The 12,703-nt window shown below is 56.2% G+C and carries 11 protein-coding genes and 1 rRNA gene; 8 read left to right on the top strand and 4 right to left on the bottom strand.

The annotated features are described in order from the left end of the window. Positions 1 to 119 precede the first annotated feature (119 nt). Together B142_RS0108770 and B142_RS0108765 are read left to right on the top strand one after the other, a co-directional pair. The gene (locus tag B142_RS0108770; protein WP_018121170.1) at positions 120 to 944 is read left to right on the top strand and encodes a glutaminyl-peptide cyclotransferase; all 825 of its coding nucleotides are present in this window, start codon (positions 120 to 122) and stop codon (positions 942 to 944) included. A 106-nt stretch (positions 945 to 1,050) separates the two neighbouring features. After that, positions 1,051 to 1,617 carry a DUF2771 domain-containing protein gene (locus tag B142_RS0108765; protein WP_026168004.1) on the top strand — a complete coding sequence of 189 codons (567 nt, stop codon included), beginning with the start codon at positions 1,051 to 1,053 and terminating at the stop codon, positions 1,615 to 1,617. Positions 1,618 to 1,638: 21 nt separating this feature from the next. On the opposite strand, the gene B142_RS0108760 is transcribed toward B142_RS0108765, so the two are convergent. Further along, positions 1,639 to 2,022 (bottom strand): cold-shock protein, encoded by a 384-nt coding sequence (locus tag B142_RS0108760; RefSeq protein WP_018121168.1) that lies wholly within the window; start codon positions 2,020 to 2,022, stop codon positions 1,639 to 1,641. Between the two features lie 535 nt (positions 2,023 to 2,557). Between B142_RS0108760 and B142_RS0108755 the strand changes: the two genes are divergently transcribed. Next, a complete protein-coding gene (locus B142_RS0108755; protein ID WP_018121167.1) occupies positions 2,558 to 3,232 on the top strand; it encodes a resuscitation-promoting factor Rpf1 domain-containing protein in 675 nt (224 codons plus the stop codon). 300 nt (positions 3,233 to 3,532) lie between these two features. On the opposite strand, the gene B142_RS0108750 is transcribed toward B142_RS0108755, so the two are convergent. Further along, positions 3,533 to 3,715, bottom strand: coding sequence for a hypothetical protein (locus B142_RS0108750; protein WP_018121166.1), 183 nt, complete (start codon positions 3,713 to 3,715; stop codon positions 3,533 to 3,535). A gap of 80 nt (positions 3,716 to 3,795) precedes the next feature. Here B142_RS0108750 and B142_RS0108745 point away from each other — a divergent pair, with 80 nt between their 5' ends. The 5 genes from B142_RS0108745 (at position 3,796) to B142_RS12390 (ending at position 11,312) form a co-directional block, all read left to right on the top strand. Beyond that, positions 3,796 to 6,453 (top strand): helicase-associated domain-containing protein, encoded by a 2,658-nt coding sequence (locus B142_RS0108745; protein WP_162138203.1) that lies wholly within the window; start codon positions 3,796 to 3,798, stop codon positions 6,451 to 6,453. Between the two features lie 421 nt (positions 6,454 to 6,874). After that, positions 6,875 to 8,545, top strand: coding sequence for a DNA repair helicase XPB (locus tag B142_RS0108740; RefSeq protein ID WP_026168003.1), 1,671 nt, complete (start codon positions 6,875 to 6,877; stop codon positions 8,543 to 8,545). A gap of 98 nt (positions 8,546 to 8,643) precedes the next feature. Then, entirely contained in the window at positions 8,644 to 9,294 is a 651-nt protein-coding gene (locus tag B142_RS0108735; protein WP_026168002.1) for a DUF3239 domain-containing protein, read from the top strand. 172 nt (positions 9,295 to 9,466) lie between these two features. Beyond that, positions 9,467 to 10,000, top strand: a complete 534-nt coding sequence (locus tag B142_RS14055; protein ID WP_236588375.1) for a fibronectin type III domain-containing protein — start codon at positions 9,467 to 9,469, stop codon at positions 9,998 to 10,000. After that, on the top strand, positions 9,933 to 11,312 hold the full coding sequence (locus B142_RS12390; RefSeq protein WP_236658160.1) for a purple acid phosphatase family protein: 1,380 nt from the start codon (positions 9,933 to 9,935) through the stop codon (positions 11,310 to 11,312). The genes B142_RS14055 and B142_RS12390 overlap by 68 nt, the downstream gene beginning before the upstream one ends. 125 nt (positions 11,313 to 11,437) lie before the next feature. Here the strand turns inward: B142_RS12390 and B142_RS0108725 are convergent, their stop codons facing one another. After that, complete coding sequence (locus tag B142_RS0108725) at positions 11,438 to 12,259, bottom strand: sulfite exporter TauE/SafE family protein (RefSeq protein ID WP_018121162.1); 822 nt, start codon at positions 12,257 to 12,259, stop codon at positions 11,438 to 11,440. 218 nt (positions 12,260 to 12,477) lie between these two features. Continuing rightward, positions 12,478 to 12,596 (bottom strand): 5S ribosomal RNA (rrf, locus tag B142_RS0108720). Positions 12,597 to 12,703 lie beyond the last annotated feature (107 nt).

The following is a 12,703-nucleotide window of genomic DNA, read 5'->3' as shown; positions in this document are numbered from 1 at the left end:
ACATGGGTCCCCGTACTATATTCACAGCAGGCTTCCATTCTCCCCGCAGGAGCGTTCTCGCTGCGGGATTAGCCGTGGCGGTGCTAGCGACAGGTTGCAGTAATGCAGAGGAATCTGCCGTGCCAAAAACCACTGAGTCCGCTGCTCCGGCCGCAGGTGAGGCAACCGGTCGGACAACGGCACAGGCAGAATCCGCCGATAATTCTGTCCTTAGCTCAGCAGCCATGAACTCCGGAGACGTTGAAAAACTCGTACCAAAGGTGCTTGCCACGCACCCGTTTTCTCCGGAGTCTTTTACCCAAGGTTTGGAATTTGACGACGACGGTTCCTTGCTGGTGGGCACTGGGCAGTGGGGGCAGTCGCGCATCTACCGTGCCAATCTCGCTGACCATTCCATTGCCGAGCATGCTGAGCTTGCCGACGAGTTTTTCGGTGAAGGCATCACCCGCTCTGGCGATATCATCTGGCAGTTAACTTGGCAGGCTGGCGAGGCCATTGCACGCGATCCACACACGCTCGCAGAAACCACACGCGTGCACTACGACGGCGAGGGGTGGGGTATCTGCGCACGCGAGGGCGAACTATTGGTTTCTGACGGCTCGGATACCATCAGCAAACGCGATCCGGTGACTTTTGCACCACGCGCTGGTGAAGAGCTACGGGTTACAGCGGCTGGCACGCCCGTCGGCAAGATTAATGAGCTGGAATGCGTCGGCGATGATGTCTACGCGAATATCTTTTTATCTGATGAGATCATTCGCTTTTCGGCGGAAACCGGGGAAGTGGACGCCGTGATCGATGCCTCGGGCTTGGAGAATAATGCCACAGCTGATCCCAATCACGTGCTCAACGGCATCGCGTTCCAGGACAGCACTGGTCATTTCTTTGTTACTGGGAAGCGTTGGCCAGATTTATACGAGGTAGAGTTTGTCCCAGCCGGTTAAACCGAGTTCTGCCGGTTCTAGCATGCTATGCGGGGTAAGCATGTTAGGGCGGTAAAAATTCGTCCCCGCTGCTTAATGTATAACGCCGAAAAGTATGCTGGTGGGCATGGCTACCCGTAAAGAAGCGAAGCGGAAATCGCTGATTCAGGTTTTGGTGCTCATCGTCGCGGTCGTTGTTGTCGCCGTTGCTGCCCTCGTGTTCCAAAACTGGTGGCAAAACCGTCCGGGGGCGGAGCCAAGCGAGATCACCGTGCATGCCAGCGTCGGAGACCGCGAAGCCGAGATCACCCCGTATCTCGTATGCGAATTGGGTGAGGAATGCCCCGAGGGCGAAGTAAATGAGTTGCTTGTCGACGCCGACGAGACGTTACGGCTGGAAATCCCCGAGGAAATTTATAGTACGCAGTGGCGGGTACTGCAGATCTATGATGACCCAGCCGCTAATGATGAGATCTTGCATGGTTCCTATGACACCGATTCGGTAGAAATTTCCGGGTCCGCCGATGATGCCCGCCTGCTCGTCGTAGAAATTTCCACTGTTGTGGTGGGCACTGACGACGAGGGCGAGGAAACTCCGTATTCAGTCGTGTGGTCCATTTCGACGATGGACGGTGCGGATCTTCCGTACGACGAGGAGGGCGAGACCGACGGAGGCGAGGCTCCGGCGAACTAGGCACACTAAGTTGCGGAAATACTAGGCGTCGAGGTCTTTCGCAATCGCGCGCAAAATTTCTGAGACGTGGCGTCCGGTTTTCCGGTCCGGGTAGCGCCCATTTTCCAGCGCTGGCTGTACTTGGCTTTCGAGCACTGTCATCACATCCGAGACCAGAGAGTGCAGTTCTTCTGGTTTCCGTGCGATTCCAGCCTTCCGCCGCGGGTTATCCAGCACCTTGACGCGAAGCGCCTGCGGCCCCCTGCGCCCAGCCGCGAAGTCAAATTCAATGCGCTGGCCCGGCAAAAGCTCGTCAACGCCGTCGGGCAGGACATTCTTGCCGACGAATACGTCCGCATCGCCTGGATTAGAGGCGAAGCCGAATCCTTTTTTTGCGTCGTACCATTTCACTTTTCCAATCGGCACGATTCCACCACCTTCGTTATTATTTCTCGTTCTGTGTCGTTGATCTTTGTGTGCGCGGGTATCTGTTTTATATGCGCGTAAAGTCTCTATTATATCCGGGCTGATTTTAGCCCACCAACCTTAACGCGAAACGAGAACTGTAGATACAGGCAGCAGGTGATTGTGGTCTCACTGGTGCTGCCGAAACCAGCGGTGCCAATGCCAGCGATAGCGGAGACAGCAATGCCGCAGCAAGGCTGGCCCTATGCTCTCACCACATTATTGTGACTTAGTTCATACGGCGCGTTTACCTGCAGTTTCTTTCTCTGTAGTTTCACATTCACCACATTCATCACGATTTTGTGTCCATTTTTGCGCCAAAGCGTGACACATTCGTTATAAATCGCTAGTCTTTCTAGGCAGGCACACGGTCACCATCGCGCACTTGCCACAACCAAGACCGCACTACGAACCCGAGCAGGGCGCGATACGACCACCACGATCTGTGCAGCAATCGTTACGCACGGGTTCAGTATGCGGCACAAGGAGAAATCCAATGGGACGCCACAGCAACGTGAAAAGCAAGCGCATGACCAAACTTGCAGCAGCCACGGCCGCCGTGGGCGCTTCTGCTGCACTGTTTAGCCCAGCTGCCGATGCCGCCCCCATCTCCGACTGGGAACGCTTGGCAGAATGCGAAGCAGGCGGCGACTGGTCCATCAACACTGGTAACGGCTTCTCTGGTGGCCTACAGTTCACCAATTCCACCTGGCACGCCTTCGGCGGCGGACAGTTCGCCCCTGCTGCACACCAGGCAACCAAGTCGCAGCAGATTTGGGTTGCAGAACGCACCCTGGCTGGCCAAGGATGGGGCGCTTGGCCTGCATGCTCCGCCAAGCTGGGCTTGAACTCCGCACCTAACTTGGACCGCTCACCAAATGGCGCTGCCGCTGCCCCAGCTCCAGCCCCAGCAGCTGCTCCTGCGCAGTACACCGGAGAGCGCGCCGCAACCGGCCCAGCCACAGGCAACGCTTTCCAGCCGGTGGAAGATCTATACCAGCAAATCGAGTCCACCTTGGCAAACTACGGTCTGGCTGTTCCAGCACCAATCGCAGACGCCTACCAGCATGCACTTGCTCAGGCCAAGGGTGCCGTCGCTGGAGTTCCTAACGTCGATGAGTTCTACCGGGCTAATGCGGGCGCTATCGATTCCATCCTGAACCTGCGCTAAACCCCATAAGCCCTCAACGGCTCTCATAGGTTCTTGTCAGGCTTAAAGCGCCCAAGCTAAGCTACGGCACACTGTAACAAGCCCTAGAATCCAAGCCGCTGTAAGAAACAGAAAACCTCCAGTACTTAAGCAAACGAGTACCGGAGGTTTTGCTATGTCAGAAAGTCACGTGCAGGCAGAGCAAACCGCGTAAACCGCGGCTGCGCTGAAAGCGTGTTCGGAACCAACCGTGACCACAACGTCGCTAGCCGTGACCGCAGGGGCTTTGCACCCTAGTGTGCAAAGCCCTGTGCCTAATACTTATTTATTAATACGCGTGTACGGGTGCACGTAGTTGAGCTTTTCGGCAGGAATCGGCAGCACCAAATCATCGCCGAAAGGACTGGAAGCGCCAGTCAATTTGGAATGCAGCTCAGTAACCGGGTGATCACCATCTTCCAGGTGAGTCGGCCATGCAGGGTTAAATTTTTCTACGTTCGCCATAAACCTTATTCTGCCAAAAATCTCCGCAAAAAGTAAGCGGACCAACTATGAACCTCAACAGCGTAAAATCTGGCAGTATTATGGCTGATCACCCAATCACACGCTCGCCGGCTGAACTCGTCGAACAGTGGCTACACAGCCGCACAAACCAGCAGCTCGCCACGGTTTTACAGGCCCGCTCTGATATCGCGATACCGCAGCCACATGACCTCCACACACTCGCCCACCGGCTGCTGCTCCCGGCTTCGCTCGCCCGTGCCATTGAACAGCGCAATGCCACCGAACTCGCAATTCTCGAAGCCTTACTGGCCACAGGTGCACATACTCAACCGGTCTCCCGGAAAGATGTAGTCCGGGTTTTAGCAGGCACCCAGTTAGAGAATGCGCACCAGGATCCACCACCGCGTGCCGACGCATCCGTCGAAGGAAACTATGCAGTAGACGTCGACAAGCAACACAGCGTCACCGCAACCAACTCCACGGCCGATCTGCTGTCGCAAACTCTGCAGCAACTCCGTGATCACGCGCTGGTCTTCCCCTACCCTGCTACGGAGAAGACCCCAATCGCCGAGGGCGCTGAGGACGCTGCGGACACCGACGTCCCTCAGGCCCCTGAGGACACTGAGGACACTTCCCTCATGTGGATTCCGGCTCGGGTAGACAAGCTTCTTTCCCACCGTGACCGGCTTTTATACCAAGAATCGGTGCCCGCTGGCGTCGTCGACAAGCTTCCCGAAAAACACCAAGAAATATTGCGCCGCATTCACGCCGGTGGCGGGCTGGGAACCACCAAACACGCACACAGCGATGACCCGGAACATCCGATCACGCAGATGGTCAACTCCGGCGTGCTACGCGCCATTGACGATTCCACAGTCACGCTGCCAGTATCAGTCAGCCGCATTTTGAGTGGTCTACCGGCCACTGATGTGCACTTGCTGCCTTCTTCGCGGATATCCCCAGAGTTGTGGGACAGCGATGCGGCTGTTGCTGCGCATTATCTGCCTGCACGGAATCGCTTGAAGCGCGAGCTCTCTGCGGACTCGTCAAATAGTGCCACCACCGCACAAGAGACCACCGATTCCGGGGCCACTGCCACCGGGCTAGAAGCTTGCCGGGAAATCTCCAGCCTCCTCGACTTTTTGGACACGCACCCGGTGCCGATGCTGAAAAACGGTGGTCTGGGGCAACGCAGCAGCAAACTTCTCGCCCAGCACCTGGAGCGGACCACAGCCGAGGTCTATCGCGTGGTCGCGCTGGCCCATGCTGCCGGAGTCATCGGCACGGGAGAGCCACACCCCCTGCCTGCTGAGGGCGAAGGCAACTACCTAGCCCCGACCCGGCGCGCCGATGAGTGGCAGGAAGCTGATTTGCCGACGCGCTGGACCATGCTGCTGCGCGGATGGCTCGATTCGGCGTGGCCGTGGTGGACTTTGCTGCCAGATACTGGTGGCACCACACAATTCGGCGGCACAGAAGCTCATCAGAGGCTGCTGCATCCGGAATTTAGCCACCATCGCCTGGCATTTTATCGTCGGCTAGTGGTCCGAGGTTATGCCCGTAGTAGCGCGCGTGGCCCCATCACCGCGCACGAGTTGTGGCAGGATCTGCTGTTTTTGTACCCCAAGCTGATCACGCAGCAAACCCAAGCACTGCTTACTCCCCTGCTGCAGGAAGCAGAATGGGTCGGTGCCATCAGTAACGGCCGCCTGAGCACGCCTGCATTGGCATTGCTTGCCGACGAAGAACCAACCGACCCGGTGTTGAGCGCAGCGCACAAGCTTTGCCCCGCGGCGGTGAGTGAGTTCATCGTGCAAGCTGATTTCACCGTCATGTGCCCGGGACCGCTGGAATACGCGGTACGTAGCGAGCTCGAACTCATCGCAAAGCTAGAATCGCCAGGCCTGGCCAGCCTGTATCGCATAGAAGAATCATCGGTGCGCCGCGGGTTGGATGCGGGCCGTTCCGGTGAACAAATAATTGCGTTTTTGCGCGAGCACAGTCTCACGCCGGTGCCGGATTCCATGATTTCTGTGATTCGCGAGCTAGCCCGGCACCACGGTGGTTTGCGGGGTGGTCCGGCAGTATCCTATCTGCGCTGTGACGATCCCGAGACCTTAGACCTGCTAGAGCATTCCGCCGTGGCCGAAGAAATCGCCATCCACCGCATCGCTCCCACGGTGCTGATTTCGCAGCAGCCGCTGGCGGCGGTCGTACAGGTTTTGGCGCAACACAATTTTTATGCGGTAGCCGAAGACAGCAGTGGACACGGCGTAGACATTCGCCTCAGCCCGGCCCGTGTTCCACAACCACGCGCAAAGCCGACATCTGCACCGCGGGTAGATGCTGCGCGTATCGCAGGAATCGTCGACAAGCTAGGGTCACACGACAGGGGCTCTTCTGCAGGCTCGTCCACGGAATCCTCCGCCGTCTCCGGTGTGGCGTCGCCACAAACGCCCAGAAAGACGGCGTCGATAAACACGACATCGACAAGCAGGGCGTCGACAAGCGCGGCACCGGCCACCTCTACCGCAGAAATCAGCAATACCGTGGAGCTCGCCCAACGCAGCGGGCGGTTACTCGCGGTGGGCTATGCCAATAAATCAGGCGAACGTCAGCAGGTTCGTGCGACCGTGCTCTCCATTTTTGGCGGCAATGTTGATATCAGGGTGGCTGGTGATGGTAGCGTGCGGCGGATTCCCCTGCACCGCATCATCGATGTCGCGCACGCTGACTAAACGGTATCCCGCGGTTCATGCCGCACCGCACCAAACCGCACCACTGGCGCTGAGGTGCTAAGAGCTAAGCGCTAAGAGCAAGCTAGCGGACGCTAGGCCACCAGAATGGAGACTTGGTCGTGCCCACATTCCGCGCAGCCCTGGGCAGGATCAGCGAATCCTACGTGGTGGCACCGCTGACACTCAACGACGGCATCAAATACTCCTGGCACGGGTTTCTCCTCCCTGGCATGACAACCCTCTATTACCGTGTGGTTGCACACATTAACCCGAACGCATTGTTCGCGCTAGTTTCCCAGATGCGTGCCCGGTCGTCGTCAAGCGTCTCATTTCTCACACCGCAGCGGTGCATGCAGGCGAGTACCATAGGAAAGACTGTGTGTTCGAGGTGTTCGAGGTGTTCGAGAAAGGAGCAACATTCGTGTCCTTCGGCGATGGCCCGTTGATCGTGCAATCGGATAAGACCTGTTTGCTCGAAGTCGCTCATCCACAAGCAGATGCCGCCCGGGTTGCGCTTTCGCCTTTTGCGGAGCTCGAAAAAGCCCCCGAGCATGTGCATACCTACCGTATTACCCCGCTCGCTTTGTGGAATGCGCGCGCCGCGGGCTTCGATGCTGAGCAAGTTGTCGACGTCCTGGAAACCTACTCAAAGTTCCCGGTTCCGCAATCGCTGCTGGTTGATACCGCCGAAACCATGTCCCGTTATGGGAGGCTGCGCCTGCAGAACCACCCCACCCAGGGGCTGATTCTAGAAACTACTGAGCGACCTGTGCTCGAGGAGATCTCCCGGGACCGCACCATTTCGGAGATGCTGGGCGCGCGTATCGACGCCGACACATTTTCGGTTCCGCCTTCAGAGCGGGGACGGCTCAAACAAGAGCTACTGAAAGTTGGCTGGCCGGTAGAAGATCTCGCCGGCTACATCGACGGCGAATCCCACCCAATGGCGTTGTCGACAGAAAACATCGACTGGCAGCTGCGCGACTACCAGCGCTATGCCACCGAATCATTCTGGCAAGGCGGTTCCGGTGTCGTCGTACTGCCGTGCGGTGCGGGTAAGACAATGGTCGGTGCAGCAGCAATGGCCAAGGCCCAAGCAACAACGCTTATTCTGGTGACCAGCACGATTGCCGGGCGACAATGGCGCGATGAGTTGCTTCGCCGCACGAGTCTGACTCCCGAAGAAATTGGGGAATATTCCGGCGAAAAGAAAGAAATCAAGCCAGTCACCATCGCCACCTACCAGGTGGTGACCCGCAAAACCCAAGGTGAATACCGAGCGCTCGAACTGTTTGATTCCCGCGACTGGGGATTGATCATCTACGACGAGGTGCACCTGCTTCCGGCCCCGGTCTTCCGGATGGCGGCGGACCTGCAATCCCGGCGCCGCTTGGGATTAACAGCCACCCTCATTCGCGAAGATGGCCGCGAAGGCGATGTGTTTTCGTTGATCGGACCGAAGCGTTACGACGCCCCGTGGAAAGAGTTGGAAGCACAAGGTTTCATCGCCACCGCAGAATGCATCGAGGTGCGGGCAGATATGCCGAGTGCCGAGAAGATGGAATACGCCACCGCCTCATCTAAGGACCGCTACCGTCTGGCGGCCTGCTCGACGGTGAAGTTCGACGTCGTCGACAAGATCTTGGCCAAACACAGAGGCAAACAGACCTTGTTGATCGGTGCATACTTGGACCAGCTGAAAGCCTTGGCGCAACGCACCGGTGCTCCCCTGATTGATGGCCGCACCTCAGCGGCGAAGCGCGAAAAATTATTTGCGCAATTCCGGGCTGGTGAGATTACGACCCTGGTGGTTTCCAAAGTGGCGAATTTCTCGATCGATTTGCCGGATACTGCCGTTGTCGTGCAGGTCTCCGGCACGTTTGGCTCCCGGCAGGAAGAAGCCCAACGGCTGGGACGGCTGCTACGCCCAAAATCAACGGGCGAGGTGGCCTATTTTTACACCGTGGTCACCCGCGATACTGTCGATGCAACATTCGCCCTGCACCGGCAACGTTTTCTGGCAGAGCAGGGCTACGGCTACCGGCTGGTCGACGCCGGTGATATTCCGGCATTGCAGCTTCTCGACGAATAACTGATGCTCGGCTCATCCACGCAGCTAAGCGCATGAGCACACAAGCACACGAACCCCACGAGCACACGAACTACACACCGAAGGATCCTTCCATGGGAATGAAAGTATTTAAATTCGAGGTTGATGAGGCATTTGCGAAGCAACACAACGAGATGCTGCGCGATTCTCGGAGGCTTTTAGTCTCTGGTCTGTTGTTCGGCGGCATTCTCGTTGTCGCTGGTGTACTAGTGACGTGGTTGGTACAGCCAACCTGGAGCATCACCGTCGGAATCGCTTTGATCCTATTCGGCATCATCATGGCCATCGTGGGTGTAGCAGGTTCCAAGAAAGTAGGCACCGCGCAGCAGCTCTATGACCGGTACCCGCTGGCCCCGGCGGTCATCGCAAAGGTCAATGAACGCGACGTCATACTGATGGCGCTGGTCAACGCCGCTATTGATCCGCAGGCAGAACCACAGCCAGCTTTGGCGTTGCGCACCGTGACAGATATTCCTGGTTTAGAACACAAAAAAGTCGGAGCCCAAGTACCCGTTGCGGCGGTCGCGGGGCGATTGCAGCGAAATTCTTCTGGGCCGGATACTTGGGCGCAAATCAGCCCCATGCCGATTGCCTGGGGTACCCCTGAAGCAGAGGTAGTACGTATCGCGCGCACGTCTATTCCGCATGATCAATGGACCACGTTGCAGAAGAATATTGATCGGCTAGACGAGGTACAAGACACCCGCTTTGACCTGTTGCGCCTAAGTTAAGTGTGCGGCCCAGCAATCTGTGCCGCCCAGTAATCTGTACGGTCTCGCCAAGCTTCACCACAGGGTTAATGAAAGTTCATGTCGCGATTGCTGTGATGTAACCCGCAGTCAATCCCACCACGGCACACTATGACGTGTCCACGCACACAGTTTGAGAAGGGATCCGATTTTCGTGGTGAAGAACAAGACGGCAAACCGTTCGCTCATTGCAGTGACGATCTGCGCATTATTACTGGGTGGTTGCACAACATCAGCCAACGATGGTGTAGCAGGCGGCGACGGGGCTGCCGCTAGCGCGGATTCCGCCGCAGTAACGCAGGCAACGAACGGTGGCCACGATGGAACCGCGGAGATTGGTTCGCAAACCGTGGAACTTTCGGCAGAAAAACCCGAGGTGGCGCCGGTAGCAAAAAATAATGAGCCGAACCGTATCGCGATGAATCTGCCCGAAGACCCGTCGACGAAAATGTCGTTTAACTGGTACACCACTGACGATGTGCCGGGATCGATGGTGCGTGTGTCCACAGATGCGGGCATGGCGGAACCACTTGAATTCCCGGCCGAGACCACGGAAGTCACCAGTGAGTACGCCGAACGCGACAAAGATGGTTTCTATATCTATGCTGACATCGCCACCAATGACGATGGCGATTTTTTTGCTTGCCGACGACGGTACGCCGCAAGAAGTACATGGCTATTTCACTGATGAGCAGCTCGATCGCAGCAACACGGAGTGGACTAGCGCTGGCTCAGACCTCGGTTTTCTCGAGCTCCACGAGGTCACAGAGCACACGAATAAAGCGACCGCGACGGGCTTAGAACCCGGAACTGAGTACTTTTTCGAGGTCGGTTGCGAAGAAGAAGGCTTTTCAGAGGTTGGAAGTTTCCGTACTTCCGCCGCGGATTCCGAAGAATTTAGCTTTATTCACTATACCGATACGCAAAACACTTATTGGAACGCCAACGTGAATAATGAGGCGGCTTACGGCGCGAATACTTTGGAATTGGCCCGTGAGACTGCACCTAAGGCTTTGTTTGCGTTGCATACCGGCGATTTCGTCGAAACCGCTGCGGTCGAAGATGAGTGGGTAGACAACCTGGATTTGTCCCAGAAATCAAATCTGCGGCTTCCGCATGCTTATACCCCGGGGAACCACGACGAATACCGTCTGCGCTACCAGGACGGTAAGAGTTTGGAGTCGTTTAACAATCACACCAATGTGCCTATCACCAACGACGCAGTCACCGGTGGCTCCTACTACTCTTTTGATCATTCCGGTGCGCACTTTGTCATACTCAACACCAATGACAATAAAGCATCCGAAGACAACCCGGAGCAAGGCGCCATTGGTCAGAAACAAATGAAATGGGCAAAACAGGATATTGCACAGGCCCGCGAGAACGGCGCCAATTGGGTCGTGCTGGCTTATCATAAGCCGGTATATTCCGCCTCGTACCACGCACTCCAAGATGAGGACGTGCAGGTAACCCGCGAAGATTTCGTTAAGCTTGCCGACGAGCTCGGCGTCGACGTCGTCATGCAAGGCCATGATCACAACCTCACGCGCACGAAGTCGTTGGTATATACTCCCGATAACTTCGCGTATGGAGCAGTCGAAGATACCGAAAAGAAAACAATCGATGGCGTCGAGCATCACGTGAACCCTGATGGGGTAACCTACGTGATCCCGAATACTTCTGGGACGAAAGCCTATGCCGCTATCTATCAAAAAGGTGCCGACCACGTCGCGAAGGTTCGTCCCAAGCTCGACTGGATGGACGAAGCCGACACCGACTACTGGAGCAGCCTGTTTGATATTGCTGAGCAACCAGATACATCGACTGATTTCGCAGAATCACATTCCAATAATCGTCAGTCGCAGCACCAACACTTTGCTGTGTATACGGTTACTGACAGCACGTTCAAGATTGACTTTTACAGCGTTGAGGGCGATGTCCACGGGGACGGTAAACGAACCGTGACACTTCGTGATTCGTATGGAATCTCCAAAGATTAATATGTGACTGCCTCCCAGGAAACAACGCAGCAGCACCGGCGCCAGCGGCCCAGGTTATGGGTAAAATACACGCGGAGCCTAATGATTCGTGTACGCAGCAATAATTAGGTCAGGTTAACCCGTAGTTAAACGAATTGGCGCACCAATGCCACTAGCGCAACTACCACTATGACTGCCTTCAGTACGTGGTTGGAGACTTTCTTGGCTATGCGTGCGCCCACCACGCCGCCGAGAAGTCCCCCACAGGCCAAAATAACAACGCCAATCCACAGGACCTCGGAGCCGAAGAAGAAAAACGCGATGATGTAAACGGCTGCCGCTGTCACGTTCACAATCATGGAAAGGAAATTCTTGGCCGGGTTGACGTCTTTAAAGGAGCGTCCGGTACCGACCCCGAGAATCGCCATGTAGAGGATACCTTGGGCAGCGGTAAAAAAGCCGCCATACATAGCCGCAAGCCCCATTGGTGCGATGAGACCGGGCTTTCGATATACGCTGCCCACTGGCTCGTGTAGTTCAGCACTTGGTTCAGCTTGGGTCTCAACTGTTTTACTACGCGAGCTCCATCGGGATAGCACGCGAATAATCTGTTGCTGGAAGATAACAAGAGCGAGCGCGAATACAATCAGAACCGGAATAACGAAGTCAAGCGCACGTGTAGAAGCCCCGAGCAACAAAATTGAACCGAGAGCTGAAAACACGATGGTGGCAATGCTCATGGGAACCAAATGTGGAAGTTCGCGGGCGATCTCTTTGCGGAACCCGTAGACCGTCCCGAATGACGCGAACATCATGCCAATGGTGTTGGTTCGAACTGCTACCCCAGGTGGAATGCCTACTGCTAGGAGGACTGGGAGAGTTAACAAGGAACCAGAGCCGACAGCGGAATTAATTATTCCAGCCAATATTCCCATACTAAAAAGTAAAACCCCGGAAATAGGCTCCACGGTGCCTCCTATATGGTGCGAACGCCAGTAACCTGTACGAGCGTACCTGATGAGCAACGTGGACTATCGCACCGCCGCAAACTATGCCGGGTGTTCCCAACGGTTTGGGTGTTTATAGATACACAAGAAAGCGCCCGCCGACCGCGGTAACCACCACACACCCACAGGGTGCACACAGTGTAACCACGGCCAACAGGCCCAAACATGAAATTATACAGTGTCGGCAGCAACCTACTCTCCCACACCCTCCCGAGTGCAGTACCATCAGCGCGACGCAGGCTTAGCTTCCGGGTTCGGAAAGGGACCGGGCGTTTCCCTGCCGCTATAAACCACCGACACAACCAACCAGACAACACAAACAAATGCGCATCCGTCAACCACACAAACCAGCATGGTGTGTCAAACACTGCATAGTGGACGCAAACAACAAACAATCATTTTCTT

Source organism: Corynebacterium propinquum DSM 44285 (assembly GCF_000375525.1).
GTDB lineage: Bacteria > Actinomycetota > Actinomycetes > Mycobacteriales > Mycobacteriaceae > Corynebacterium > Corynebacterium propinquum.
This window is presented reverse-complemented; position numbering and strand designations above follow the sequence as displayed.